26 protein-coding genes, 1 pseudogene and 1 riboswitch are annotated in these 24,535 nt (G+C 69.0%); of the genes and pseudogenes, 4 read left to right on the forward strand and 23 right to left on the reverse strand.

The features are described from left to right. The 3 genes and pseudogenes from AC07XS_RS13550 to tolQ all read right to left on the reverse strand — a co-directional run. Positions 1-305, reverse strand: a pseudogene (locus AC07XS_RS13550) (energy transducer TonB); the annotation flags it as partial. Then, complete coding sequence (gene tolR, locus AC07XS_RS13555) at positions 306-773, reverse strand: protein TolR (protein ID WP_182714867.1); 468 nt, start codon at positions 771-773, stop codon at positions 306-308. Between the two features lie 3 nt (positions 774-776). Beyond that, positions 777-1,532: a protein TolQ gene (gene tolQ / locus AC07XS_RS13560; RefSeq protein WP_054764713.1), complete on the reverse strand. Its 756-nt coding sequence runs from the start codon at positions 1,530-1,532 to the stop codon at positions 777-779. Between the two features lie 195 nt (positions 1,533-1,727). Here tolQ and AC07XS_RS13565 point away from each other — a divergent pair, with 195 nt between their 5' ends. After that, positions 1,728-2,198 carry a GNAT family N-acetyltransferase gene (locus tag AC07XS_RS13565; protein ID WP_182714868.1) on the forward strand — a complete coding sequence of 157 codons (471 nt, stop codon included), beginning with the start codon at positions 1,728-1,730 and terminating at the stop codon, positions 2,196-2,198. A 10-nt stretch (positions 2,199-2,208) separates the two neighbouring features. Here the strand turns inward: AC07XS_RS13565 and AC07XS_RS13570 are convergent, their stop codons facing one another. The 13 genes from AC07XS_RS13570 to AC07XS_RS13630 all read right to left on the reverse strand — a co-directional run bounded on the left by AC07XS_RS13570 (position 2,209) and on the right by AC07XS_RS13630 (position 11,677). Next, positions 2,209-2,634 (reverse strand): hypothetical protein, encoded by a 426-nt coding sequence (locus AC07XS_RS13570; RefSeq protein ID WP_182714869.1) that lies wholly within the window; start codon positions 2,632-2,634, stop codon positions 2,209-2,211. Between the two features lie 29 nt (positions 2,635-2,663). Beyond that, positions 2,664-3,134 carry a tol-pal system-associated acyl-CoA thioesterase gene (ybgC, locus tag AC07XS_RS13575; RefSeq protein ID WP_182714870.1) on the reverse strand — a complete coding sequence of 157 codons (471 nt, stop codon included), beginning with the start codon at positions 3,132-3,134 and terminating at the stop codon, positions 2,664-2,666. Beyond that, positions 3,131-3,520 (reverse strand): hypothetical protein, encoded by a 390-nt coding sequence (locus AC07XS_RS13580; RefSeq protein ID WP_182714871.1) that lies wholly within the window; start codon positions 3,518-3,520, stop codon positions 3,131-3,133. The genes ybgC and AC07XS_RS13580 overlap by 4 nt, the downstream gene beginning before the upstream one ends. Before the next feature lie 3 nt (positions 3,521-3,523). Further along, positions 3,524-4,990: an alpha/beta hydrolase gene (locus AC07XS_RS13585; protein WP_182714872.1), complete on the reverse strand. Its 1,467-nt coding sequence runs from the start codon at positions 4,988-4,990 to the stop codon at positions 3,524-3,526. A gap of 66 nt (positions 4,991-5,056) precedes the next feature. Then, complete coding sequence (locus AC07XS_RS13590) at positions 5,057-5,332, reverse strand: BrnA antitoxin family protein (protein ID WP_054764706.1); 276 nt, start codon at positions 5,330-5,332, stop codon at positions 5,057-5,059. Beyond that, positions 5,325-5,585 carry a BrnT family toxin gene (locus AC07XS_RS13595; protein WP_182714873.1) on the reverse strand — a complete coding sequence of 87 codons (261 nt, stop codon included), beginning with the start codon at positions 5,583-5,585 and terminating at the stop codon, positions 5,325-5,327. Before AC07XS_RS13595 ends, AC07XS_RS13590 begins: the two co-directional genes overlap by 8 nt. Further along, entirely contained in the window at positions 5,582-6,613 is a 1,032-nt protein-coding gene (gene ruvB / locus AC07XS_RS13600) for a Holliday junction branch migration DNA helicase RuvB (RefSeq protein WP_152949487.1), read from the reverse strand. Before ruvB ends, AC07XS_RS13595 begins: the two co-directional genes overlap by 4 nt. A gap of 166 nt (positions 6,614-6,779) precedes the next feature. Then, positions 6,780-7,409, reverse strand: coding sequence for a Holliday junction branch migration protein RuvA (ruvA, locus tag AC07XS_RS13605; RefSeq protein WP_054766827.1), 630 nt, complete (start codon positions 7,407-7,409; stop codon positions 6,780-6,782). Between the two features lie 42 nt (positions 7,410-7,451). Beyond that, the gene (gene ruvC, locus AC07XS_RS13610; RefSeq protein WP_182714874.1) at positions 7,452-7,970 is read right to left on the reverse strand and encodes a crossover junction endodeoxyribonuclease RuvC; all 519 of its coding nucleotides are present in this window, start codon (positions 7,968-7,970) and stop codon (positions 7,452-7,454) included. A gap of 80 nt (positions 7,971-8,050) precedes the next feature. Further along, entirely contained in the window at positions 8,051-8,581 is a 531-nt protein-coding gene (locus AC07XS_RS13615; RefSeq protein WP_321208137.1) for a hemerythrin domain-containing protein, read from the reverse strand. A gap of 83 nt (positions 8,582-8,664) precedes the next feature. After that, positions 8,665-9,360: an MgtC/SapB family protein gene (locus AC07XS_RS13620; protein WP_054766826.1), complete on the reverse strand. Its 696-nt coding sequence runs from the start codon at positions 9,358-9,360 to the stop codon at positions 8,665-8,667. Between the two features lie 58 nt (positions 9,361-9,418). After that, the gene (locus AC07XS_RS13625; protein ID WP_182714876.1) at positions 9,419-10,780 is read right to left on the reverse strand and encodes a hypothetical protein; all 1,362 of its coding nucleotides are present in this window, start codon (positions 10,778-10,780) and stop codon (positions 9,419-9,421) included. Positions 10,781-10,903: 123 nt separating this feature from the next. Then, entirely contained in the window at positions 10,904-11,677 is a 774-nt protein-coding gene (locus tag AC07XS_RS13630) for a YebC/PmpR family DNA-binding transcriptional regulator (RefSeq protein WP_182714877.1), read from the reverse strand. Positions 11,678-11,823: 146 nt separating this feature from the next. Here AC07XS_RS13630 and AC07XS_RS13635 point away from each other — a divergent pair, with 146 nt between their 5' ends. Next, positions 11,824-12,021 carry a hypothetical protein gene (locus tag AC07XS_RS13635; RefSeq protein WP_054764699.1) on the forward strand — a complete coding sequence of 66 codons (198 nt, stop codon included), beginning with the start codon at positions 11,824-11,826 and terminating at the stop codon, positions 12,019-12,021. Between the two features lie 93 nt (positions 12,022-12,114). Here AC07XS_RS13635 and AC07XS_RS13640 read toward each other — a convergent pair whose 3' ends face one another. From AC07XS_RS13640 to AC07XS_RS13655, 4 genes are all read right to left on the reverse strand, one after another. Next, positions 12,115-13,881: a cellulase family glycosylhydrolase gene (locus AC07XS_RS13640; RefSeq protein WP_182714878.1), complete on the reverse strand. Its 1,767-nt coding sequence runs from the start codon at positions 13,879-13,881 to the stop codon at positions 12,115-12,117. Positions 13,882-14,028: 147 nt separating this feature from the next. Beyond that, positions 14,029-14,433 (reverse strand): hypothetical protein, encoded by a 405-nt coding sequence (locus AC07XS_RS13645; RefSeq protein ID WP_182714879.1) that lies wholly within the window; start codon positions 14,431-14,433, stop codon positions 14,029-14,031. A gap of 189 nt (positions 14,434-14,622) precedes the next feature. Continuing rightward, positions 14,623-15,777, reverse strand: a complete 1,155-nt coding sequence (locus tag AC07XS_RS13650) for a serine hydrolase domain-containing protein (protein WP_182714880.1) — start codon at positions 15,775-15,777, stop codon at positions 14,623-14,625. Between the two features lie 87 nt (positions 15,778-15,864). After that, positions 15,865-16,299: an acyl-CoA thioesterase gene (locus AC07XS_RS13655; RefSeq protein ID WP_182714881.1), complete on the reverse strand. Its 435-nt coding sequence runs from the start codon at positions 16,297-16,299 to the stop codon at positions 15,865-15,867. Between the two features lie 157 nt (positions 16,300-16,456). Here AC07XS_RS13655 and AC07XS_RS13660 point away from each other — a divergent pair, with 157 nt between their 5' ends. Continuing rightward, a complete protein-coding gene (locus tag AC07XS_RS13660) occupies positions 16,457-17,587 on the forward strand; it encodes a zinc-dependent alcohol dehydrogenase family protein (protein ID WP_182714882.1) in 1,131 nt (376 codons plus the stop codon). 252 nt (positions 17,588-17,839) lie between these two features. On the opposite strand, the gene AC07XS_RS13665 is transcribed toward AC07XS_RS13660, so the two are convergent. The 3 genes from AC07XS_RS13665 to AC07XS_RS13675 all read right to left on the reverse strand — a co-directional run bounded on the left by AC07XS_RS13665 (position 17,840) and on the right by AC07XS_RS13675 (position 22,234). Continuing rightward, complete coding sequence (locus tag AC07XS_RS13665) at positions 17,840-20,299, reverse strand: prolyl oligopeptidase family serine peptidase (RefSeq protein ID WP_182714883.1); 2,460 nt, start codon at positions 20,297-20,299, stop codon at positions 17,840-17,842. 127 nt (positions 20,300-20,426) lie between these two features. Then, on the reverse strand, positions 20,427-21,272 hold the full coding sequence (locus AC07XS_RS13670) for a ribokinase (RefSeq protein ID WP_182714884.1): 846 nt from the start codon (positions 21,270-21,272) through the stop codon (positions 20,427-20,429). Continuing rightward, positions 21,269-22,234, reverse strand: coding sequence for a nucleoside hydrolase (locus AC07XS_RS13675; protein ID WP_182714885.1), 966 nt, complete (start codon positions 22,232-22,234; stop codon positions 21,269-21,271). Before AC07XS_RS13675 ends, AC07XS_RS13670 begins: the two co-directional genes overlap by 4 nt. 126 nt (positions 22,235-22,360) lie before the next feature. Further along, positions 22,361-22,470, forward strand: a riboswitch (TPP riboswitch). A 58-nt stretch (positions 22,471-22,528) separates the two neighbouring features. Between AC07XS_RS13675 and thiC the strand changes: the two genes are divergently transcribed. Further along, the coding region (gene thiC, locus AC07XS_RS13680; protein WP_321208138.1) for a phosphomethylpyrimidine synthase ThiC at positions 22,529-24,535 on the forward strand (2,007 nt) is incomplete at its 3' end.

Below are 24,535 nucleotides of genomic sequence, written 5' to 3' on the forward strand. Positions count from 1 at the left end.
GGCTTGGGCGCGGGTCTCAATGCGGGCGCAGGCGTCGGCGGCGGCGGGGTCGGCTCAGGGACCGGCGGGGTCGGCTCTTCCGGCGCGCTGACCGGGGCGGTGGCGGCGTCGTCAGGCGAGGGCTCGGGCTGCGGATTGTCGGCGGCCGCCGCCGCGATCACGGTCTCGGACACGATCGACACCGGCACGGAGTTCACCAGCGGCGGCGCCTCCTGGGCCTTCTGCGAGAACGACACGAAGGCGAGCGCGACCACCCCGGCGTGCAGGGCGATGGAGCCGAGGATCGCGGGGCTCGGACGGCGCAATCAGGCCTCCGGGGCCGTGTCGGTGATCAGGTTCAGCTTGGTGAAGCCCGAGGCGCTCAGCCGCGCCATCACCCGCGCCACCGCCTGATAGGGCGCCCGGCCGTCGGCCCGCACGAAGACCGGCCGCTCGGACGCCTTGTCCGACCCGCCCGCCTCGGTCAGCAGCCGCACCGCCAGATCGTCGAACGCCGTCTCGCTGTCGCCGATGAAGATCGCCCCCTGCTGGTCGATGCTGACCGACAGGGGTTCGTTATTGGTCTCGACCGCGCTAGCCTCGGTCTTGGGCAGCTCGACCGGCACGCCCACGGTCAGAAGCGGCGCCGAGATCATGAAGATGATCAGCAGCACCAGCATCACGTCCACCAGGGGCGTGACGTTGATCTCGGTCAGGGGGCCTTTTCGCCCCCGCCGTCCGCGACGCGACCCGCCGCCGCTCGAACCGCCGCCCCCACCGCCATTAAGGGCCATGGCTCAGACGCCCCGCTTCAGGTTCAGGCCAGAGGCGGGCTCGACCGGCGGGGGCGGCGGGGCGGACGGAGCCCCCAGACGCCGCGCCACCGCCGCCTGAAGATCGTCGGCGAAGGCTTCCAGCCGGCCGGTGAACTTGCCCGCGTCGATCGAGAACTTGTTGTAGGCGATATAGGCCGGAATGGCCGCGCCCAGGCCGATGGCCGTGGCGAACAGGGCCTCGGCGATGGCCGGCGCCACCGTGGTCAGATTGGTGTTGCCCGCCGCGGCGATGCGGCCGAAGGCGTTCATAATGCCCCAGACCGTGCCGAACAGGCCGATGAAGGGCGAGGCCGTCGCCACGACCGACAGCACGCCCAGGCCGTTTTCGATCCTCTGGCCCTCGCGCTGGATCAGGCTGTTCATGGCCCGGTCGATCCGCGTCATCAGCAGGTCGCCCTGGTGTTCGTTCAACGCCCCCTTCTGACGCGCCTCGCGCCAGTCGGACAAGGCGATCACCAGCATGCGCGGCAGGGCGTGTTCCGGCTGCGGTCCCGCCTGGGCCGCCACATCCTCCAGCGACCGGCCCGACTGCACCGCCTTGTCGAAGTCGTCGGCCTGGCGGTTCAGGGCGGTGAAGCGGAAGGCTTTGTCGATGATGATGGTCCAGGACCAGATCGAGGCCGCCGCCAGCCCCACCATCACCGACTTCACCACCCAGTCGGCGGTCATGAACAGCTCGACGGGGTTCATCATCGAGGCGTCGACGGGCGTAGTCATTCAGGCGCTCCGGGCGAGATCAGGATCGGTCACGTCCCCTCTTCGACCGAGCGGGCGTGACCATTGTGTGGCGTCCCGCCCGTTTAGCCGCCCCACGCGCCGCCGTCACCAGAAAGGCGCGCCCCGTCAGACTGAGGGATCGTTTACGTCATGCGGCCGCCCGTCTAGGTTTACCGACCGCAGCAGGAGGAGACGATGCGGACGCGCTCGGCCACACCCAATGACGTCCCGGCCATGAGCCGCGTGCTTCTCGCGATCATCGCTCATACCGGCCGCCAAAGGCCAAGCGACGAAGCCTTCGTCCTGTCCGCCTATGTCTCTAACCCCGCGAGCCTGCGCTGCACTGTCGCGACAGACGAAACGGACCGGGTGCTGGGCTTTCAGTCGCTGATCCGAGCCGAGGCGGGAAATCGCTACGACGTGCCGCCAGGCTGGGGCGTCATCGGCACGCACGTCGATCCGCAGGCCCATCGCCTGGGCGTGGGAAAGGCCCTGTTCAAATCCAGCCTTGAGGCGGCGCGGCAGGCGGGACTTGACCAGATCGACGCCTACATCAGCGCCGACAACCCCGGCGCCCTGACCTACTATGAGGCGATGGGCTTTCGAACCTATCGCCTGCGAGACGGTGTCGTGCAGAAGGCGTTCGCTCTCGGCGCCGGCTCTTGACTGACCGTCTCTACTCCGACGCCGGCCGCCGGTTCGGATCGACAGCGACCGACACGGGGGCGCCGACGCTGATGATGACGCCCTCATGGCCTTCCTTGGCGATGGAATAGGTGGCGGCGTCCTTCAGCAGCTGTTCCTCGCACTGGCGGTCGCCCGGACGGCCCAGGGCCTCGCAGCCGCGCTTGGCCGCATCGGTCCAGCCCAGGACCCGGCGCGTCGCCGCCTCGGCCCGTTTGATCGCCGCCTCGTCTTCTGCGGCGGCCTGGGCGATCAGGGCCTGACGCGCCCCCTGCTGATATTGCAGCTCGGCCTGGCCCGCCATCTTGCGCTCCCAGACCTTGTAATAGGGACAGCCGACCAGACCGCCGCCGATCACAAGAACCAGCAGCAGGAAGCTCACGATGACCGCGCTGGCGGTGATTCCCTGATTTTCCATGGTCTAGCCTCCCCCGAGTTCATCCAATCCTAATCGGCGCCGGTGGCTTTCGCCAGCCACGGCGTGACCTTCTCGATCAGCCCCTTCGACGGCCGCCGCGGCCGTCCGTCCAGATGGATGCAGACCGCCGTCACATCGGCCCGGCACAGCACCTCGCCCCCGCGCTCTACCGTCTGTCGGATGATCAGCCGCACCCCCTTCACCTGCTCATAGACGGTCCGCACCACCAGGGCGTCGTCGATCCGCGCGGGCTTCAGATAGCGGATGTTCAGCTCGGCCACGACGAAGGCCATCGGCTGGTCCTGCTCCAGCAGGTCGGCGTGCCCCACGCCGATGGCGCGCAGAAAGTCCGACCGGCCCCGCTCGAAATAGCGGACATAGTTGGCGTGATAGACCAGGCCGGTGAAATCGGTGTCCTCATAATAGACCCGCACGGGCAGCAGGTGGTCGCGCCCGTCGAAACGGCCGGCCGTCGGAAGGTCGCTTGGAAGATCGGTCATGTCCCCAGCCTAACGCTGGGCGGCGGCGTCAGGAAGCCGGGGCAATAGCGTCGGCGCATCTCGCGGAACTCGGTCGGCAGGGGATCGTCGCTGAACAGGATGCGGTTGGGCACGGAGATGAAGCCCACCGCCGCCCCGCCCCTGGACCGGCCCACATAGCCGCAGACGGCCCGCTTCTCGCCCGCCTCGGCGTAGCGCAGCTCGGCGCCCGGCCCCAGCTGTTCGCCGATCTGGCGCACGACCCGATGCGACGGCGTCTCGGGCGGCGCGATCCGCGACCGGTGGGTCATCATCCACAGTCCCGCCCCGGCCGCCGCCAGCGCCGCCGCGACGAACAGGGCGGCGATCGCACGGGAAGAGGACGGAAAGACCCAGGCCCGCCCCATGTCTCAGCCCGCCGTCGCGGCCTCGATGAAGTTCAGCGGCGTGTCCGCCGGCGGCAGGCAGCTTCGATCCACCGGCGCCGACGGATCGCGCAGGAAGTCGCGCGCCATCTTGCGGGTGCAGGGGCTGGCGTTGATGACGCCGTGGGTCGCATTGGTCACGATCACCACCTGGCTGTTGGAGTAGCCCTTGGCCGCCGCCTCGGTCAGGGGCGGCGGGCAGCCCGGATCGATCTCGGCGGCGACGAACAGGGTCGGGACGTCGGTCTGGACCGGCAGGTTCTCGATCGGCAGCGCGGGCCGTTCCCCTACCGCCGCACAGACGTCGAACAGCCGCGACAGCGAGGGGACCAGAACCTCGGCGACGGGATCGCCCGCCGCGCCCGCCGCCAGCCGCGCCTTGGATTCGAACGGCAGTTCTTCCTTGCACAGATGGGCCATGTGCTGGCCCTCGAAATAATAGGTCCGGTCCTCGGCGATCTCGGCGACGGGGCTCAGGTCTCCGGCGATGATCTTCTCCAGATCGGCCGGCAGGCTGCGCACGCCCCGCGCGCTGTAGGTGGTGTCCATCAGAAAGGCCGACAGGTCGTCGACGGTGAAGGTCTTTCCGTCCTTGCCCGTCACGGGGCCGGCCGACCATTTGCGCGCCTCGGCCTCGAACCGCGCCTGAAGGTCCGGATGGCGCGCCGCGCAGTCCGCCTGGGCCTGGCATTTGCCCAGGATGATCTTGACCGCCGTGGACACCTGTTCCGGCGTGCCGACGGCCCAGTTGCCCTCGGGCGGCCAGGGGCTGTCCATCACGGCGGCGCGGACGATCTGGGGCTGGTGGGTGATGACCGCCGCCTCGATGCGCGGGCCGTAGGAGCCGCCCCACAGGTCGATCTTCGACAGGCCCAGGGCCTGGACCATGTCCTTGACGTCGGCGGCGGTGGCGGCGGCGTTGTACTGGTTCAGGTCGATCCCTTGGGCCTGATAGCCCTTCAGACAGGCGATCAGCCCGTCGCGATCCGCATCCGACGGCGGCCCCGCATCGGTCAGTTCGACGCCCGGACAATCCATCGACGGGGCGCCGGCCCCGCCGCCGCGCTGATCGAACAGGATCACGTCCTGATCCACCGCAAAGGCTTCCGGATTGCGACGCAGGGCCGTCAGCATCCGCCCGGCCCCGCCGACCATGGCCCCGCCCGGTCCGCCGTGGAACATGACCACCGTCGGCAGGGCCTGGCCCGAGGCGTCCTTGTATGGGGCGCTGGCCTTGATGATGACCAGGGCCAGGTCGATGCGCCGGTCCCTGACCGTCCCGTCGCGCGCCTCGTCCACAGTCAGGGTTCCGCACCGCACCTGGCGCACCTCGGTCGGCCATTCGGCCGGACAGGCCTTTTCGGTGAAGACGGGGGCGGCTGCTTTCGCAGGCGGCGCCAGACTGGTCAGGCCGGCCACAAACGCCACTAAGGCCAGGGTGCGCAGGATCATGGGTCGAGGGCTCCGGTTCGTCCCAGCAAACCCCCGCCCGCCTCGCTTGGCAACGCCTATCGACGATCAGGCCGCGTGTTTCTTGCGTGCCGCCTCGGTCAGGGTCTGGGCCATCCGCTCCTTCCAGTCTTCGCCCTCTTCGGCGAAGGCGCGAATGGTGTCGGCAGGCAGTTTCAGACCGACTTCGCGCTCGGCGACGATCTGGGCGTAAAGCTCAGGCAAGGCTTCCCGCAAAGGCCGCGCCCTGGCGAAATCCTCATCCGTCCACTCCGGATTCTGGGGATCGTCGATCTCGCCATCCTCATAGTCGTTCGGATCGAGGCTGAATTCGGGATCAGCCATAGCGTCGGACCTCCTTGACGTTCGCGCGCTGCAGACTGATGGCCCTTATTACGCCGTCGCGGACGGTGAAGGCCAGCATATGCAGCCGTCCGTCCAACATACCATAGGCGCGCCAGCGTGGCTCGCCGTAATCCTGACGGTCATCCACCAGCACATAAGCGGTGCGGAGATCGATTTCGCTGGCGCGCGCCAAAGACAGCCCGTGTTTCTCGCGGTTGATCCCATCCTTGCCCGGATCGAAGGCGATCGTCATTCAAACAGGTCGCCCGGCACGGGTCCGACGGCGGGTTGCGCCGGCGGGGTCAGCCCCAGATGCGCATAGGCCTTGGCGCAGGCCATGCGGCCGCGCGGGGTGCGCATGATGAAGCCCTGTTGCAGCAGATAGGGTTCGATCACGTCCTCGACCGCGTCGCGCGCCTCGGCGATGGCCGCCGCCAGAGTGTCCATCCCCACCGGGCCGCCGCCGTAGTTTTCGATCAGGGCCTTCAGGAACCGCCGGTCCAGACTGTCCAGCCCGGCCTCGTCCACCTCCAGCCGCGCCAGGGCCCGCGCCGCCACCAGCTTCGAGATGGTCTCCGCCCCTTCGGCCGAGGCGAAGTCGCGCACCCGGCGCAGCAGCCGCCCTGCGATCCGGGGCGTGCCCCGCGCGCGAGAGGCGATCTCGCGCGCCCCGCCCTCGTCGATCCCGGCGCCCATCTTGCGCGCCGTGCCGCGCACCACCGCCGTCAGTTCGTCGGGGGTATAGAACTCCAGCCTCAGCGGAATGCCGAACCGGTCCCGCAGCGGCGTGGCCAGGAGGCCCGCCCGGGTCGTGGCTCCCACCAGGGTGAAGGGCGCCAGGTCGATCCGCACCGACCGCGCCGACGGCCCCTCGCCGATGATCAGGTCCAGCACATGGTCCTCCATGGCCGGATACAGGATCTCCTCGACCTGAGGGCTTAAGCGGTGGATTTCGTCGATGAACAGGACGTCGCGCGGCTCCAGATTGGTCAGGATCGCCGCCAGGTCGCCCGCCTTGGCCAGGATCGGTCCGGACGTGGCCCGGAAGCCCACCCCCAGCTCGCGCGCCACGATCTGCGCCAAAGTCGTCTTGCCCAGACCGGGCGGGCCGAACAGCAGCACATGATCCAGGGCCTCCGCCCGGCCGCGCGCGGCGTCGATGAAGACCTTCAGATTGCCCTTGGCCTGCGACTGGCCGACGAACTCCGCCAGGGTCTGCGGCCGCAGGGCGCGGTCGAAAGCTTCGCCCGTTTCGGCCTCGGGGGAGATGATGCGGGTCATGGTCGACCTGGGTGGCGAGTGGCTGCCGAGTGGCGAGTGGCGAGTGGCGAGTGGCGAGAAAGCCGCCCCGCTTTCGGCCCATCATCGGCAAAAGCGGCGTACAGTCCGGTGAGGCCACACGACAGCGCTCGCCACCCGCCACTCGCCACTCGCCACTCCCTTCCAATCACCGCCCCAGCTCCTGCAGGGCCGCGCGGATCACCGCCGACAGTTCGGCCTCTTCGCCCAAACGGATCAACGCCTGATCCACGGCGCGGCGCGCATTGACCTCGGCGACGCCCAGCCCGAGCAGGGCCGACACGGCCTCGCCGGTGATGGACGGAACCGGCGGTGCGATCTCGACGTGCATGCCGGGTGCGGCCGGCGCAAAGCTGACGTCACCCACTATACTGCTTAGGGGCTTGCCCTTCAGCTCGGTGACGATCCGCAGCGCCAGTTTCGGCCCCACGCCGTTGGCCCGCGCCACCGCCGCCTTGTCTTCGCGCGCCACAGCCGACGCCAGTTCGCCGGGCGGCAACACGTCCAGCACCGCCAGGGCCGCCTTGGGCCCCACGCCCTGAATGGCCAGCAGGGTCGTGAAGGCCCGCCGCTCGTCGCGGGTCAGGAATCCGTACAGGCGCGGGCCAGCGTCCTCGCTCCACTGCGAATGGACATGCAGGGTCGTCTCGTCCCCCGGCGCCGGCAGCCGGCCCAGGGTCCGCGCCCCGCACGACACTACATAGCCCACCCCGCCGCAGTCGATCAGGCAGTCCGCCTCCCCGACCTCGGCCAGCACCCCTCTCAAACGTCCGATCACGACCAATCCTCCCCCAAGGGGGGAGGATTTCAATGTCGCGCCTCACGCCGCCCCCCGGTGCATGGCTTCCAGCAAGGACCGTTTCCTCAGTTGCGCATGGGTGATCGCCACGGCCAGGGCGTCGGCGGCGTCCGCCTTCACATCCCCGGCGGTCGGCAGCAGTCGTTTGATCATGAAGGCGATCTGGCCCTTGTCGGCGTGACCGGCCCCGACCACCGCCTTCTTGATCAGGTTCGGCGAATATTCCGCGACCCTCAAGCCCCTTTGGGCCGGCGCCAGCATCACCGCCGCCCGGGCATGGCCCAGCTTCAGGGTCGAGGACGGATTGACGTTGACGAACACCTCCTCCACCGCCGCCTCTTCACAGCCGTGGTCGGCCAAGATCGTCCCCAGGGCCTCGAACAGGAACAGCAGACGTTCGGAAAAGGGCGCGGCCTCGGGCGGGGCCACCACCCCGTGCGCCACCCAGCGCAGGCGCGCGCCGTCGGCTGTGATCACACCCCAGCCGGTGCGTCGCAGACCGGGGTCCAGGCCGATGATTCTGACTGTTTCGTTCGCCATCCGTTCCCCTCATGCCGCAAAGAGGGTTAGCGGGCAATGAACAGCTTGATCTGCGGGTCAGAAACCCGGCCCCATCGACCTCAGCCGTGGGCCTCCACATAGGTTTCCGGGTCCTTGTTGACCGGCTTCACCCCGGTGATGTGTTCGGCCTCAAAGGCGGCGAACCTGACCGCCAGGTCGTGGCGGAGGTCAAGGTCGGCGTTCAGGCGGAAGTCGGTCAGCCCCTGCCGCTCCTCCTCGCCCATATGTTTGGAGTTGACCACATTGGCCCGGCCCACCGCCTCGAACCAGGCCGGGCTGCCGACCGGATGCTGTTCCACCGCCTTGACCGCATCGCGCAGCTTGTTGTGGTCCTCGATGGCGTCTTCGGTCTCGCCCTCCACCGTCCCGTCGTCGGCGTCATTGGCCCCTTCGCCCAGCTTGATCAGGTCGGGATAGAAGAACCGCTCCTCGGCCTCGGCATGGACGTCCAGAAAGGCCGACAGCCTCAGCCAGACCGCGCTCAGGGCGTCCACGTCCTTCGGGTCGATCTGTTCGATGATCGAGAACAGGCGGCGCTGTTCGGCGTGGTCGTCCAAGATCAGCTGGGTGATGTCCATCGGGGTCTGCATCCTTCGACCAGAGCGGCGCCGGGCATGGCGGGTCTGACGGTCCACCCGCTAATCCGCGCGGCCCGCGACGGTTCCCGCCCCGCTCAGCCGTCGCGCGGATTCAACCGATAGGCGGCGACGCCCGGCGCGGCGCACAACAGGGCGGCCAGCCGCTCCAGCTCATCGTCCGTCGCCGCCTTCAGCCGCCAGGATCGCCGGATTCTGCGCCCGTCGTGGATCAGCTCCAGCCGCCCGGAATGGGCTTGGGGGTCGATGGCGCGAATGGCCGCCTGGACCTGATCCTCCGGCGACGGGGCCGCCCGGTCCCAGGCCACGACCACATCCACCACCTTGCGGTCGGGCAGGCGCAGGTCGATCAGCCGCAGTCCCCCCAGGATCAGGGCCGTAACCCCGGTCCCCAGGGCGCCCAGGCCGTAAAGACCCGCCCCGAACAGCAGGCCGATGGCCGAGGTGATCCACAGCGAGGCGGCGGTGGTCAGTCCGTGCACCGAAAATCCAGTGCGGAAGATCACTCCGGCGCACAGAAAACCGATCCCGGTCAGTACCCCATGGGCCATCCGCGTCGGATCGGTGACGATGTTCTCATCCGGCAGGGCGCGGAACGCCCAGTCGGCCTGGCGCATGGCCGCCAGCATCAGAAGGGCCGAGGCCAGACTGACCAGGATGTGGGTTCTGAACCCGGCCGCGCGGCCGCGCCATTCGCGCTCCAGCCCGATCGTCCCGCCGGCAACGACCGCCCCGAGGATCGGCCAGAGCGCGCCGTTCAACAGGTCGCTCATCATGCCGATCAAGCGACGGGAGCGCCCGAATGTTCCGGGCGCGCCCTGTTTCGGACGATCAGCCGACGATGGCCTGAAGCTGGGCGGCGGCGTCGGCGATGCTGGGACGGCCGCCCCGGCCCCGACGGGCGGCGTCCAGGGCGGCGGCCGACATGGCGGCCTCGGCCCGCACGCTTTCCAGATCTTCGCGCAGGGCGCTGATCTGCTGGTTCAGGGTCTGGACGCGCTTCTCATGCTCGTCCTGCGCCGCGCTCAGCTTGGCCTGCAGCTTGACCATCCGGTCCTCGGCGCGGGCGATGGCCTTGTCGTGGCCGGCGGCCGCCTTGGCCAGGGCGTCGGCGCGGTCCACGGCCGCCACGCGGGCGACCTCCATGGCGGCCTGCCGCTGACGCGCCTCCTCGATCTCGCTCTCCAGGGCCCGCACCCGCTCGACGGCGCGGTCCAGATTGATCTGCAGCGTGTCCGCCCGGCGCTCGGCCGCATGGCCCCCGGTCTGAAGCTCGCCCAGGCGCGAGGTCAGTTCGCTGTTCAGCACCTCCAGGCCGTTGGCCCGGGCCGTGGCCGTGTCCAGCCGCGCGGTCAGGGAGGCGGCCTCGGCCCGGGCGGCCTCGACCTGGCTTTCCAGGGTGCGGATGGCGCGGGCGGCCTCGGCCTGTTCGGAGGCGGCGCGGGCCCGTTCGGTGGCCAGCTGGCCCTCGCCGGTCGCCGCGGCGCGCGCCAGGGCGGCCACCTCGGTCCCCACCTCGTCCACGCGGCGGCGCAGCACGGTGTTCTCTTCCAGCACCAGGGCGTGGTCGCGCTGGATCTGGGCGCGGGCGGCCTCAAGCTCGGACCGCGCCGTCTCGGCCTGGGTCAGCTGGATGCGCAGCGACTCCTGGTCCTGCTCCAGTTCGCGGATGCGCTGGACGGCGGCGCGATCGACCGCCTCGAAGCCTTCGATCCGGGTGGCGGACTGGGCCAGGTCGGCGCGCAGCCGGCCGATCTCGACCCGGGCCTCCTGCAGATTGGCCGTGGTCTCGGCGCCGCGCGCCTCCAGATCGTCCACCTTGGCCTCGGCCTCCGCCAGGGCCTCGGACAGGCGGCGGACCTCGGCGTTGGCCAGACCCAGCTGCCGGGCCGCCTCGTCATGGGCGTTGCGCAGATTGACCAGTTCGACATGATTGTCGCGCCGCGACCGGAACTCGGCCTCCAGCGGATCGCGCAGCTGACCCAGCAGGGTCTCGAAGGTCCCGAACCGCTGGGCCATTTCGGCCAGCTGATCCAGACTGTCCTGGATGGTTTCGAACCGTTCGCCGATCAGGCCGGCGACGTCCTGCTCCTCCGCCCGGGAGGCGAGGGCGGAGGCGGGCGCGGCCGGGGCCTCATTGCTCAGGGCCTTGCCGCCGCGGGACAGAACCCGGTCTATTCTGGTCAACTTCATGATCGCGCCCCTCCGTCTTCGCTCCGGCGAGCCGGCTCGACCCCTGGTCGAATCAGCCGCGCCCCAAGCGTTGACGAAAGGTTAAGCGCGAGGCGCGCCCAAGTCGAGACCCGCGTTCGCCGATCAGCCGGCGTATTTCGCCGCATCCTCGTCGGAAATATCCTCATTGGAATAGACGGCGGACACGTCGTCCTCGGCGTCCAGGGCGTCCAGCAGTTTGAACAGGGTTCCGACCGCCTCGCCCGTCACCGTCACTTCCGACTGGGGCTTCCAGACGATGGCGGTGGACTTGGGGTCGCCCAGCACCTTGGACATGGCCTCGGCCACCTCGTTCAGGTCCTCATAGGCGGTCCAGATGGTGTGGCCCGGCGCGTCCTCATAGATGTCCGGCTTGACCAGATCGCTCTCGACGTCCTGGGCGCCCGCCTCGATGGCGGCCTCCATCACGGCGTCCTCTGTGCCGGCCTCGGCCGGATAGACGATCTTGCCCACCTTGTCCCACATGAAGGCGACCGAGTTCATCTCGCCCAGGGCGCCGCCGTTCTTCTTGAAGGCCGTGCCGATGTTGGAGGCCGCGCGGTTGCGGTTGTCGGTCAGGGCCTCGACGATGATGCCGACGCCGCCGGGGCCCCGGCCCTCGTAGCGGACCTCTTCCATCGTATCCACGTCGCCGCCCGAGGCCTTGTTGATCGCCCGCTGGATCACGTCCTTGGGCAGGCTTTCGGCCTTGGCGTTGTTGATGGCCAGGCGCAGGCGCGGATTGGCGGCCGGGTCCGGCAGGCCCGACTTGGCCGCCACGGTGATGTCGCGCGACAGTTTGGAGAACAGTTTGGAGCGCTGCGCGTCCGCGCGCCCCTTGCGGTGCATGATGTTCTTGAATTTCGAGTGGCCGGCCATGGGGATCGTCTTCGACAGTCTGAAACCTGAGCCGCGCTCCCTAGCCGATGCGCGGCAGGCTGTCACGCCGCCGCGACGGCGTCGAAGCGCAGTGGAACCTCAACCATTTGGGGGTATTGATCCCTGAAGCCGATAAGGAGCCCCCGATGAACGCGACCGACATCTATGAAGCCGAGGGCCGCGCCGACGACGACCTGCACGAGGCCGACATCGTCGAATGGTACGAGGCCCGCCCCGTCACCGTCCCCGCCGCCGTCGCCGCCGGCTCCATCATCGCCGCCTTCACCCTGGGCGCCCTGACCGCCGTCGGCGTTCTGTTCCTGACGGGACAGCTGGACGACTGAAGTCAGCCTCTCCGCCAATCCCGGCGAAAGCCGGGACCAGCCCTTTCGGCGCGCAGCAACGCTCCCGCCGTGATCCTCGGGCTCGACCGACGCTCAAGGCTCCACGCGAAACGCCTTTACCCGGCAGTCCTCGCAATCCTCCGCCCGCACGATCAGGGTGTTGGTCCCTTCCAGAAAGGGCCGGGCCGGCGTCGTCGCCTGGCCCCAGCCGTCGCCCGCCGGAAGATCGACCGGCGTCGCCGCGCCGCCGTTCAGCGACACCGACACCCGGCCGCCGGTTCCGACCACCGTAAGCGCCCGCGTCCCGGCCGTTTCCGCCGTCACGGTATAGCGCAGCCACTCCCCCGTCTCGAACTCGGCCACGACCGGCTCGCCCTCGACCACGGCGATGTCCACCCCGTCGTTCCTGAAGGTCCGGCCGGTGTTCCACCAGGGCACGCGCTCACCCGGCCCGTCGATGTCGGAATCATAGACGTCCGACCAGGCCGCGCCCGCCCGGCCCAGGTCATAGTCCGCCGCCCGGATCGTCGCCCCCGACGTCCCGATGCGGTGATCGGCAAAGGGGACCGCCGCGTCCGAATGGGGCCGGCGCAGCAGGGCGTCGACCACGTCGCGATGTTTGACGGTGTTCTCGAACCGGACGTCCTGGGTCGCCAGCTGCATCAGGGTCGCCTCCGCCTCCGCCGCCGACGGCCGCTCTCCCTTGCCGGTCCAATAGGCGACCAGCCGCGCCCAGCCGGGATTGGGTTTGATCTCCAGCGGCTGGTTGAAGCCGATCTTCTTCAGCGGCCAGAAGGCCCAGCCGATCCCCTCGCCCTCGACCAGGGCCACGGTCTGCGTGAACCAGGTGTTGGAGTTCTCGCCGGATTCGCCCAGCCACAGCGGCGCGCCGGTCTCCTCCCTCAACCGCAGCATCTCGGCGATCGAGGCCCGGTCAGTCGCGTTCCAATATTTGTGGAAGCTGATGACCGTATTGTCGTCCCACAGAGGCGTGACGCCGCGATAGTTGTTGCCCCAGCAGTTCCCCTCGATGACGATCATGTGCCGCTGATCGACCTCGCGGATCGCCGCCGTGATCTCCATCATCAGCGACCGCAGCGGGGCGTTGGTCGTCTCCTCGCAGCCGTGGCCGCCGCCGGGCTTTTCGAAATCCCAGTTCGGTTCGTTGATCAGGTCATAGGCGCCGATGGCCGGCTCGTCCGCATAGCGTTCGGCCAGCCGCCGCCACAGGGCCACGGTCTTCCTGCGGTTCTCCGCGCTGTCCCACAGCGACGGCTTTGCCGGATCCCGGTCCGATATGGCCAGGTCGCTCCCCTGCCCGCCCGGCGCGGCGTGCAGGTCCAGGATCAGGTACATCCCATTGGCCTTGACCCAGGCCAGCAGGGCGTCGATCTCGGCGAAGCCCTCCTCCTTCCAGGTGTCCCGCCCCGCGACCGGCTCCTGATCCACCGGCAGGGTCAGCCGGTCGTAATGCATCGGCAGCCGCACCGAGTTGAATCCCCACCGTCCCATGGCGTCGATGTCGGCCTTGGTCGTATGGTTGGCGCGCCAGGCGGCGTAGAAGGCTTCGGTCTTCTCCTCGCCGATCAGATCGGCGATCCGCCCCCGGATGACATGCTGCTGACCCAGGGCGCCGAGCTGAAGCATATAGCCTTCCTGCAGCACCCAGCCGCCCAGACCCATGCCGCGCAGAACAACGGGCCGCCCCGTCTCATCGACGATCCGCGCCCCCTCCGCCCGCAGGAAACCGCCCGTCTGGGCCGCCGTCTGGGCCGCCGTCTGGGCCGCCGTCTGGGCCGCCGCGCCGCCGGCGCAAAGCACCGCGCTCGCGGCCAAGGCCGCGATCCATCCCGTCCTCATGGCGTTCCTCCACGCGCTTTTATGGGAACGTTCTCACGCGCAGGGCGGATTGGCTAGGGCGGGGGCCTCAGATTGGCGCCGTGCCTTGTCCGAGATGAGGCGATGGCAGACGGCCCCTCAGAGCCCAAGGAAAACCGTCGACTCCTCTCAAACCGCGCGATAACGCTCCAAAAAGGTCAGGGCTCCTACCGTCAACGAGGGTATGTTCACTGCGGCCGATATGCTCTGATTCAGAGGTTCATACACATCGACGAAGGCGTTCCAGTCGGGCCCTTCGACCTCCCAGCGCGTGACGGATCCGGTGTGTCTATTGGTATTCGAACCACTCTGCCGAATGTGGGCGTAATAGCCGGCGCCGGGCGTCGGGGTCCATGTCTCCAAATTCCCGACCATCTCTTTTGGATGCGCCGCTGAAACTTCACCGATATCCAGCGCTGTACCATCCTTGTCGAAGCAGACAATGAAGGGACTAAGTTCGTCGCCGTCGCGCGGCTTGTGGTGAAGCAGAATGAGCTTCTGAAGAGCCAGAACGGCCTCATACGGGTTCAGCATCTGATGACGTCTCCTTGATCCTCACCTCCATTTGGTGATCCTTTCGGCAACCAGCAAGCGAGAAGATCGACAAAGGCTCGCCGCTTCCGGCATGAGCTCGGCCGTATATTCTCAGCTTCAAAGACGGGCGGCTTTGGTGGCGCACCAGTCCCACATCAGGCGACCCGAAGCTTAGGGCCGTCGTGTCGCCTAGCGCCCAGCCTGCGGCTCGCCCGCCGCCGCCCGAACGCGGTCGGCAATGGCGTTGGCTCGTTCGTTCAGGGCGCCCTGGGCGCCCTCAGCCACCGTGGGGGAGATCAGGAAGACGGCCAGGCCCTGGCGCGGATAAAGCGAGATCCAGGACGAGGTGTTGAAGGTGCCGCCGCCATGGTACAGCTGCCCCTCGGTCTCTGGCCTGTAGGTGTTCCAGAAATAGGCGCGGCCGAAGTCGCCGTCCTGGAACAGGGACGTCGTCGCCTGGGCGGGGATCGGGTCCCGCCGGTCGAAATAGAGGGCGAGATATCGCCCCATGTCGGCGGTCGTGGCGACCAGGCCGCCGGCCCCGTCGCAGGTTTCGGCGGCCCGGTCGCGCACCGCCAGACGCGCGGGATCCTCGACCGCAGCGCCGCATCGAACGTCGATCCCCCCGTCGCGGGTCTGAAGGAACCGCCGCACCAGTTCGGGATAGGGGGCGCCGTAGACTCCTTCCAGAATCAGGCCGATCAGCCGGGCGCCGGCGTTGCTGTACAGATAGGTGTCGCCGGGATCGGACCGCAGCTCGACCGCGTTCAGCCGCCTCAGAAAATCCCGATCGTCATGGGCCGCCAGACAGGCGATGCGGGCCGGATCGGCTGGCTGGTCTTCGCACGCCAGAAGCATCGGCAGGCCCGACATGTGGGTGGCCAGATGACGGACGGTGACGGGCTTGCCGTTGCGGGTCAGCCGCGAGGGATCGACCTGCGGCAGATAGAGGGCGGCCGGCGCGTCCAACGCGACCTTGCCGTCGCGCACCGCCTGGGCCAGCAGCAGGCCGGTAAAGGTCTTGGTCAGGGAGCCGATCTCATAAAGGGTTTGGTCGTCCGGCGCCCGCCCGGACGGCGATCGGCCGTAGTGGAAGGTATGGACCCGCCCCTGATAGACCACGGCGCCCGACACGGACTGATAGCGCCCATCCGCCATCAGCGGCGTCACCTCCGCGGCGGCCGCCGCCAGGATCGCCGCTTCGCCCAAGATCGCCGTCCCCCGTGAGGGCTCCGTCGCCGCGCTCTGGACAGGCTGGGCCGAACAGGCGGCGAGCGGCGTCCAGACGGCGACGCAGGCCAGCGCAAGGTCGCCGGCCGAACCGACAGGAAGGCGAAACGTCATGCGAGCTGCTCCGATAGGCCCCCAGTCCACCACGCCGCCCCGCACGGGGCCAATGAAGCTTCGGTAATACGACCTGTCAGCGCGGCCTCACCCCGCCTTCAGATTCTCCACCACCGCCCTCAGTTTCGCCGGCAGGGGCTTGGGGCGGCGGGTTTCGGCGTCGACATAGACGTGGACGAAATGGCCGACGGCGGCGGGCACGTCGGTGCTGCGCTTGAAGACCGCAAAGCCGTAGGTGACGCTGGAGGTGCCGATCCGGTCGACCTTGATCCCCACCTCGATTACATCGGGGAACTTCAGCGCCGAGGTGTATTGGCAGCCGCTGTCCACCACCAGGCCGATGGACTCGTCCAGGGCGTTGGCGATCAGCAGATGGGCGTTCACCGCCGAGTCGACGAACTCGTAGAATTTGGCGTTGTTGATATGGCCGTACTGGTCGTTGTCGGCCCAGCGGGTCGAGACCATGTGAAAGGCGCGATAGGTCGCGCGTTCGGCCAGGGCGCCCAGTTCCGTCTTCGGCATCGTCATCATCCTCCCCGGCGATCGTCCGTGTCGCCGTCCAGGTGACGCTCGGGCTTGGACGACGCGGCGTCAAGCGCCTATCGGTAGGCGGACGATCACAAGCGCTCAGGCGGCTGACGACCGCGTCCTCGGCGATAGCGCAAGGAGAAGCTTGACTATGAGCATCACGACCCGCGCGGCTGTTTTGTCGAGGAGCGGCGCCGCCCTTCCCTATGGCGACAGCCGCCCCCTGTCGCTCGAGACTGTGACGCTGGCCGCACCCGGCCCCGGCGAGGTCCTGGTCGCCGTCAAGGCCGCCGGCCTGTGTCATTCGGATCTTTCCGTCATCAACGGCGACCGTCCCCGCCCCCTGCCCATGGCCCTGGGGCATGAGGCCGCAGGCGTGGTCGAGGCCCTGGGCGACGGCGTCACGGACCTGGCTGTCGGCGATCACGTCGTCATGGTCTTCATGCCGTCCTGCGGCCATTGCGACCCGTGCGCCGGCGGCCGTCCCGCCCTGTGCGAGCCCGGCGCCGCCGCCAACGGCCGGGGCGAGCTTCTGTCCGGCGCCCGCCGCCTCTTTCGCGAGGGCGAGCCGGTCAACCACCACCTGGGCTGTTCCGCCTTCGCCGAACGGGCCGTGGTCTCGCGCCGGTCCCTGGTCAAGATCGACCCGGAGCTGTCGTTCGAAGAGGCGGCCCTGTTCGGCTGCGCCGTCCTGACCGGGGTCGGCGCCGTGGTGAACACCGCCGGGGTCAAGGCGGGCCAGAGCGTCGTGGTCATCGGCCTGGGCGGCGTGGGCCTGGCCAGCGTCCTGGGCGCCCTGGCCTGCGGCGCCTCTCCCGTGATCGCCGTCGATCTGTCCGAGGACAAGCTGGCCCTGGCGCGCAGCCTGGGTCCGGTCCAGACCGTCAACGCCGCCGATCCAGATGCGGTGGATCAGGTCCGCGCCCTGACGAACGGCGGCGCCGAGGTCGCCTTCGAAATGGCCGGCTCGGTTCGGGCGTTGGAGAACGCCTGGAAGATGACCCGGCGCGGCGGAACCACCGTCACCGCCGGCCTGCCCCCGCCCGCGGCGGCGCTCGCCGTCAACATCGTCTCTCTGGTCGGGGAGGAACGCACCCTTAAGGGCTCCTACATCGGAACCTGCGTCCCCAGCCGCGACATCCCCCGCTACGTCGCCCTGTACCGCCAGGGCCGCCTGCCGGTGGACCGTCTGATGAGCGGCGTCATCCCGCTGGATGAGATCAACGCCGGCTTCGACCGGCTTCACGCCGGGGAGGTGGTGCGGCTGATCGTTCGCCCGTGACGACGCCGTCGTCCTGCCGCCGGCTAGATGGCCGGCTGTTGAAAAGCAGGCGCGTCACAGCGGTCACGACGAGATCACAACGGGCACGACGGAACCGTGCCGTTTCAGACCGTCTTGATGACCTGCGCCGGCGAAGCCGCAGGCCTCCATATGGAACCGTTGAACCGACGCGCATCAGTCCCGTCGTGTTCGCCGTGGCCGCGTCGTGCCCGTTGTGACGAACCCCTCTAGCCGCCACCCGATTGTCGCAGATCATCCCGCCGGTCTCGCCGGCGCGTTCTTGACATACTGGTCCAGCCAGCGGGTCATCTCCCACAGGGTGTGGCCCACCGATTCCCGCGCGCGATAGCCGTGCGCCTCCAGCGGCAGGGTGACGTAACGCGCCGTCGCCCCCAGCCCCTTCAGCGCCGCATAGAAGCGCTCGGACTGGATCGGGAAGGTGCCGGAGTTGTCGTCGGCCTCGCCGTGGATCAGCAGGATCGGCTCATTCATCCGGTCGGCGTAGGTGAAGGGCGACATCTCCGTATAGACCTCGGTCGCCTCCCAATAGTTGCGCTGTTCCGACTGGAAGCCGAACGGGGTCAGGGTGCGGTTATAGGCGCCCGACCGCGCGATCCCGGTCCTGAACAGGTCGCTGTGAACCAGCAGGTTCGCCGTCATGAAGGCGCCGTAGCTGTGGCCCCCGACGGCGATCCGGTCGCGGTCCGCCACCCCCATGCCGACCACCGCATCGACCGCGGCCTGGGCGTCGGCGACCAGCTGCTGCACATAGGTGTCGTTCGGCTCGGCCCCGTCCTTGCCGATGATGGGCATGGAAGGATTGTCGAAGATCGCATAGCCCTGGGTCAGCAGGAACAGATGGCTGGACCCGCCCGGCCGCACGAACCGGTTCTGCACGTCCACCGTCTGGCCCGCCACCGCCGCATCGGTGAACTCGGCCGGATAGGCCCACATCAGCATCGGCAGGGGCCCGTCGCGGTCCTTGTCATAGCCGGCCGGCAGATACAGGGTCCCCGACAGCTTGACCCCGTCGGCCCGCTCATAGGTCACCAGCTGGCGCGTCGCTCCGGCCAGCTGCGGCGCCGGATCGGGGAAGTTGGTCAGGGCCGTGGTCTGGCCCGTCGTCAGGTCGCGGATCTGCAGGTTCGGCGGGTCCAGCCGCGTCTCGCGCTGGGTCACCACCCGCTTGCCGTCCGCGTCCAGGAAACCGACCACATATTCATAGTCGGTCTGGGCCGAGGTCCACAGCCGCTCGCTGCGCCCCGTTGCCGAGTCCATCGCGGCCAGGAAGGGGAATTCGCCCTGGGGCGTGGCGCCCGCCCCCTGCATCAGGATCTTGCCGTCGGGGGTGAAGCGGATCACCGACCGGCCCGCCGCATTCGGCTGGGTCACCGGCTGGCCCGGATTGTCGTAGCGGGCCTGATAGTTCCGCTCCAGCAGCAGCCGGCCCGCGCCGGGATTGGACGGATCGACCACGAAGCGGCTCTCATGCCGGGTGTTGAACCAGCGGCTGTTGACCACAGCCAAGTCATCCTTGCCCCAGACGATCCCGGCGTACCGCTCCTTCAGGTCGATCAGCTTGACCGGCTCGGCCGTGAAGGGGGCGGCCTGCATGAAGACCCGGTCGCGGAACTCGGCCTCGCGGCGGATGTCCCCGCCGTCCAGGGCCTCGACCCAGGTCAGGGTCGCCGGCGCATCGGCCCGCCAGCCCACGGACCGCGGCCCCGGCGCCACGGCGTCGAAGGCGGTCGGCACGTCGTCCCTCAGCGGCAGGTCGGCGACGGTCCGCACCACCCGCCCGGCCATGTCCGTCACCACGATCTCGGTCGGGAACAGGCCCGCCGGCACCGCATAGGAATAGGGCCGTTTGGCGATCTCGTGCAGAATGTACTTCCCGTCGGGCGACAGCGAGGCGTCCAGATAGACGGCCGGGGCGCCGATCGTCCGTGCACGGCCGTTCAGCGGAACCAGGGTCAGCTGGCTGGTGAAATAGTGGTCGAACAGGGCCTCGTCGCCCGGATTGGACAAGAGGTCCTGATAGGTCCGGACCGGCGCCGCGCGCCCGGCCGTCTCCTCGATGTTCGGCCCGGTCGGCGCCGCCGTCACGTCCGGCGCAGCCCCCCGCCCGGCCGGGACCGCCTCGACCAGCAGGCCCGAACTGTCCGGCAGCCAGTCATAGCCGGCCCCGCCCGTCATATTGACCACCGGCTCGGTCAGCTTGCGCGCCTGCGCGCTCGCCACGTCCACGACCCACAGCTCCAGCCCCGTCGGCCGGTCCATGACGAAGGCCAGGTGTTTCGCATCGGGCGAGAAGCGCGCCCCCGTGAACCGCGCCCCCGCCGGCAGGGCCACGACCCGGGGCTGGCCCCCGTCCACGGCCTGAAGCGTCAGCCCCGTCAGCCACGAGACCCGGCTCTCGGCCGGCCCGTTGTTGCGGGGATTGATCCGCGACCCCGCCAGCCGCAGCATCGGCTCGGCCAGGGCCTGGATGCTGGGCAGGTTCGACCGGTCCATCAGTACCAGGGTCTTGCGGTCCGGGCTCAGCATCGACGACGGCGTCGGCTTGGCGTCCAGAATGTCGGCGATGGGGGACGGCGGCTGCTGATAGGTCGTCTGGCCGGGCGCCGCGGACTGGGCCAGGGCCCCGCTCGCCGTCGTGGCCAGCAACACCGCCGCCAGCGCAAGGCCGGAACCGCGAACACGCATCATCATCGTCTGAAGTCCCCACTGATTTAAGCGCCAGACTAACGACAGCCAGACGATGGCGGCAACCCCAATCCTCCCCCCTTGGGGGAGGTGGCTCTGAGCGCAGCGAAGAGACGGAGGGGGCCCGCCCCCCTCACCCTCCCAGCAGCGCCTCGACCTGATCCCGTTCCGGCGCCGACGGCTGGGCCCCCGGCCGCGTCGCCGCAAAGGCCCCGGCCGCGCAGGCGAAGCGCAGCGCCTGCGCGGGCTCCATCCCCTCCAGCAGGGCCATGGTGATCGCCGCCACGAAGGCGTCGCCGGCGCCGGTCGCATCCACAGCCTCGACGGCGGGCGGCCTGGCCGATGCCGTCTCCACCCCGCGCTGATACATCACCGCCCCGCGAGCGCCCTGGGTCACCACCACCCGGCCGCCGCCCCGGTGCAGGGCCTCGCCATAGAAGGCGGCCTCGGTCTCATTGACCACGATCAGGTCGGCGCGGCGCAGCAGGGCCTCCGACACCGGCTGGGCGGGCGCCAGATTGGCGCAGACGAAGCCCGTGGCCCGGCCGACCGCCGCCTCCACCGTCTCGATCGGCAGCTCCAGCTGCACGATCAGGGCGCCCTCGATCCGCTGGGGCAGCTGTTCGGGCGTGACCAGATGATTGGCCCCGGCCGCCACCACGATCTGGTTCTCGCCGGTCGGATCGACGGCGATCAGGGCGACGCCCGTGGGCGCCGCCACATCGACCTCCACCCCCGCCAGATCGACGCCAAGCTCGGACATCAGGGCCAGGGCCTCGCCGGCCATGGCGTCGTTTCCGACCCGACCGATCAGGCTGACCTCGGCCCCCAGTTTCTCGGCCGCATAGGCCTGGTTGGCGCCCTTGCCGCCGGGATAGCGGGCGAGCGCCGCCCCCGTCACCGTCTCGCCCGGCGCCGGCAGGCGGGGCGCCGTCGCCACCAGGTCCAGGTTGATCGAGCCGACGACGGTGATCCTCATCCCCCTCGCGCCCTTTCAGCACCCTTCAGGGTTTCGGCGATCAGGTCGAACACCCCTTGAGCGTCCGCCGCGACCGCCCAGCGATGGCGGGCCGTCTCCGGATCGACCCGGAACTCCACCGCCGTATGGCCGCGCGTCAGGTCCGATCCGGTCTCGACCTCGATCCGGCAGGGCTTCAGGCTGAACAGGTCGGGCTTCATCAGCCAGGCGATCGGACAGGGGTCGTGCAGGGGGGCGCCCCAGTCCGGGCTGGGCCAGCCGACCAGGGTCCGTTCGGTCCTCTGGGAAAAGCGCAGCAGGGCGGCCGTGGTGCGGGCCGGTTCGGTGCGGATCGTCTCTATGGCGCGGATGCGGGCCTCGGTCGCCCGCACCTGATGCGTCGCGTCCAGGCCGAAGGCGATCACCTGACAGCCCGAGCCGAACACCACCGCCGCCGCATCCGGGTCGGCCCAGATGTTGAACTCGGCGGAAGCCGTGATGTTGCCGCCCTCCGACCGCGCCCCGCCCATGACCACGACAGGGCCCAGGTGTTCGGCCAGCCGCCGTTCGCGCTTCATCGCCAGGGCCAGATTGGTCATCGGCCCCAGGACGGCGATCGCCACCGATCCGGCGGGTCGTTTCATCACCAGGTCGACGATGGCGTTGGCGGCCGGGCCGTCGCCGATGATGCCGTGAGGCTCGAACGGCTCCAGGTCGCCCAGCCCTTCCGGCCCGTGGAACTCGCCGGCGCCGGCGGGCGGGCGTTTCAGCGGCCGTTCGGCCCCGCCATAGACGGGCACGTCCTCGCGGCCGGCGATCTGGCGGATCATCCGCGCATTGCGCTGGGTCAGGGCGCCGGGGACGTTGCCGCCGACGGTGGTGACGGCCAGCAGCTCCAGCTCAGGGGCGGCGAAGGCCAGGAAGAGCGCTGCGGCGTCATCCACGCCGGGGTCGCAGTCGATGATCAGGGATTGGACAGTCACCCCCGTGGTTTGGCCGTCCCGACGCCGGGGGGCAAGTCCGTTTCATGGCTAAGCCTGTGGGAAGGGGCGTCTTTTTCCGGCGCCGCCCGCCCGGCTTGACGTCCGCCTCCCCCGGCGTCACCCTGAGGCCGTTCTCCGGGGTGTCGCAATCGAGCGGCTGAGATAGAGGTTCCTCCTCTGACCCGTCGAACCTGATCCGGGTCATGCCGGCGAAGGGATGAGTACGCTTTAGGTCCATGCGCCACAGGACCCTCGCGCCCGACGTCGGCGGACCTCAAACCGTTTGAGGCCGCCATGAACATCCAAGTCACCCCGCCCGTCCTGCCCGAAGAGCCGAATGTGGATCTGGCGCTGGCCGAGGCGCGCAAGGCGGTCGAGGCTGAGACCGGCCGTATCCCGACCGGCGAACGGGCCGGGTCGCGCAAGGTCTATGTCCAGGGCGTCCTCTATCCCGACATCCGCGTGCCCTTCCGCGAGATCGCCCTGCATCCGTCGGCGAACGAGCCGCCGGTGACGGTCTATGACTCCTCGGGTCCCTATACCGACCCGAACGTCACGATCGACATCAAGAAGGGCCTGCCCCACGTCAAATCCAGCTGGCAGCTGGATCGCGGCGACATCGCCCCCGTCCTGAACCCGCGCGAGGTCAAGCCCGAGGACAACGGCCATGCCTCGGGCCGCCACCTGGCCCCCCGGTTCGACACCTCCAACCACCGCGTCTTCAAGGGCGTGCCCGGCCGCCCGGTGACGCAGTACGAATACGCCAAGGCCGGGATCATCACGCCCGAGATGGAATATGTGGCGATCCGGGAGAATCTGCGGCGGGAGGCAGTGGCGAGTGGCGAGTGGCGAGTGGCGAGTGACGTCGCCTCCACCATCACCCTAGCCGACGGCACGACGGTCCCTGTCCCCTCTTCCTCCTCGCCACTCGCCACTCGCCACTCGCCACTGGAGCGCGACGGCGAATCCTTCGGCGCCTCGATCCCCGACTATGTAACCCCCGAATTCGTGCGCTCCGAGATCGCCCGCGGCCGGGCCATCATCCCGCACAACATCAACCACCCCGAGGTCGAGCCGATGATCATCGGCCGGAACTTCCTGGTGAAGATCAACGCCAACATCGGCAACAGCGCGGTCCTGTCCAGCGTGGACGACGAGGTCGACAAGCTGGTCTGGGCCACCCGCTGGGGCGCCGACAATGTCATGGACCTGTCGACGGGCAGGAACATCCACAACATCCGCGACTGGATCATCAGGAACTCGTCCGTCCCCATCGGCACCGTGCCCATCTATCAGGCGCTGGAGAAGGTCGGCGGCATTGCCGAGGACCTGACCTGGGAGGTGTTCCGCGACACATTGATCGAACAGGCGGAACAGGGCGTGGACTATTTCACCATCCACGCCGGGGTGCGCCTGCCCTTCGTGCCGATGACGGCCAAGCGGGTCACCGGCATCGTCAGCCGGGGCGGCTCCATCATGGCCAAATGGTGCCTGGCCCACCACAGGGAGAGCTTCCTGTATGAGCATTTCGAAGACATCTGCGACATCATGCGGGCCTATGACGTGTCGTTCAGCCTGGGCGACGGCCTGCGCCCCGGCTCGATCGCCGACGCCAATGACGAGGCCCAGTTCGCCGAGCTGCGGACGCTGGGCGAACTGACCCAGATCGCCTGGGCCAAGGGCTGCCAGGTCATGATCGAAGGCCCCGGCCATGTGCCGATGCACAAGATCAAGCAGAATATGGACGAGCAGCTGAAACACTGCCACGAGGCGCCCTTCTATACGCTGGGGCCGCTGACCACCGACATCGCGCCGGGCTATGACCACATCACCTCGGCCATCGGGGCGGCCATGATCGGCTGGTTCGGCACGGCCATGCTCTGCTACGTCACGCCCAAGGAGCATCTGGGCCTGCCGGACCGTCAGGACGTCAAGGACGGCGTCATCACCTATAAGATCGCCGCCCACGCCGCCGACCTGGCCAAGGGCCACCCCGCCGCCCGGCTGCATGACGACGCCCTGAGCCGCGCCCGGTTCGAGTTCCGCTGGGAGGACCAGTTCAACTTAGGCCTCGACCCCGAAACCGCCCGCAAATACCACGACGCCACCCTTCCCAAGGAAGCCCACAAGACCGCCCACTTCTGCTCCATGTGCGGCCCGAAATTCTGCTCGATGAAGATCAGCCAGGACATCCGGGATGCGGCGGCGGCGCAGAACGACGCGGGGGCGAGCCTGGCGGAGGCCGAGGCCGGGATGGCGGAAATGAGCGCGAAATTCAGGGCCGGCGGCGGGGTGGTGGAG

This window comes from Brevundimonas sp. GW456-12-10-14-LB3, assembly GCF_059424365.1.

Coding starts and splice junctions, on each gene's coding strand:
- tolR (WP_182714867.1), bottom strand. CDS start 773: ATGGCCCTTAATGGCGGTGGGGGCGGCGGTTCGAGCGGCGGCGGGTCG.
- tolQ (WP_054764713.1), bottom strand. CDS start 1,532: ATGACTACGCCCGTCGACGCCTCGATGATGAACCCCGTCGAGCTGTTC.
- AC07XS_RS13565 (WP_182714868.1), top strand. CDS start 1,728: ATGCGGACGCGCTCGGCCACACCCAATGACGTCCCGGCCATGAGCCGC.
- AC07XS_RS13570 (WP_182714869.1), bottom strand. CDS start 2,634: ATGGAAAATCAGGGAATCACCGCCAGCGCGGTCATCGTGAGCTTCCTG.
- ybgC (WP_182714870.1), bottom strand. CDS start 3,134: ATGACCGATCTTCCAAGCGACCTTCCGACGGCCGGCCGTTTCGACGGG.
- AC07XS_RS13580 (WP_182714871.1), bottom strand. CDS start 3,520: ATGGGGCGGGCCTGGGTCTTTCCGTCCTCTTCCCGTGCGATCGCCGCC.
- AC07XS_RS13585 (WP_182714872.1), bottom strand. CDS start 4,990: ATGATCCTGCGCACCCTGGCCTTAGTGGCGTTTGTGGCCGGCCTGACC.
- AC07XS_RS13590 (WP_054764706.1), bottom strand. CDS start 5,332: ATGGCTGATCCCGAATTCAGCCTCGATCCGAACGACTATGAGGATGGC.
- AC07XS_RS13595 (WP_182714873.1), bottom strand. CDS start 5,585: ATGACGATCGCCTTCGATCCGGGCAAGGATGGGATCAACCGCGAGAAA.
- ruvB (WP_152949487.1), bottom strand. CDS start 6,613: ATGACCCGCATCATCTCCCCCGAGGCCGAAACGGGCGAAGCTTTCGAC.
- ruvC (WP_182714874.1), bottom strand. CDS start 7,970: ATGGCGAACGAAACAGTCAGAATCATCGGCCTGGACCCCGGTCTGCGA.
- AC07XS_RS13615 (WP_321208137.1), bottom strand. CDS start 8,581: ATGCAGACCCCGATGGACATCACCCAGCTGATCTTGGACGACCACGCC.
- AC07XS_RS13620 (WP_054766826.1), bottom strand. CDS start 9,360: ATGAGCGACCTGTTGAACGGCGCGCTCTGGCCGATCCTCGGGGCGGTC.
- AC07XS_RS13625 (WP_182714876.1), bottom strand. CDS start 10,780: ATGAAGTTGACCAGAATAGACCGGGTTCTGTCCCGCGGCGGCAAGGCC.
- AC07XS_RS13630 (WP_182714877.1), bottom strand. CDS start 11,677: ATGGCCGGCCACTCGAAATTCAAGAACATCATGCACCGCAAGGGGCGC.
- AC07XS_RS13635 (WP_054764699.1), top strand. CDS start 11,824: ATGAACGCGACCGACATCTATGAAGCCGAGGGCCGCGCCGACGACGAC.
- AC07XS_RS13640 (WP_182714878.1), bottom strand. CDS start 13,881: ATGAGGACGGGATGGATCGCGGCCTTGGCCGCGAGCGCGGTGCTTTGC.
- AC07XS_RS13645 (WP_182714879.1), bottom strand. CDS start 14,433: ATGCTGAACCCGTATGAGGCCGTTCTGGCTCTTCAGAAGCTCATTCTG.
- AC07XS_RS13650 (WP_182714880.1), bottom strand. CDS start 15,777: ATGACGTTTCGCCTTCCTGTCGGTTCGGCCGGCGACCTTGCGCTGGCC.
- AC07XS_RS13655 (WP_182714881.1), bottom strand. CDS start 16,299: ATGCCGAAGACGGAACTGGGCGCCCTGGCCGAACGCGCGACCTATCGC.
- AC07XS_RS13660 (WP_182714882.1), top strand. CDS start 16,457: ATGAGCATCACGACCCGCGCGGCTGTTTTGTCGAGGAGCGGCGCCGCC.
- AC07XS_RS13665 (WP_182714883.1), bottom strand. CDS start 20,299: ATGATGATGCGTGTTCGCGGTTCCGGCCTTGCGCTGGCGGCGGTGTTG.
- AC07XS_RS13670 (WP_182714884.1), bottom strand. CDS start 21,272: ATGAGGATCACCGTCGTCGGCTCGATCAACCTGGACCTGGTGGCGACG.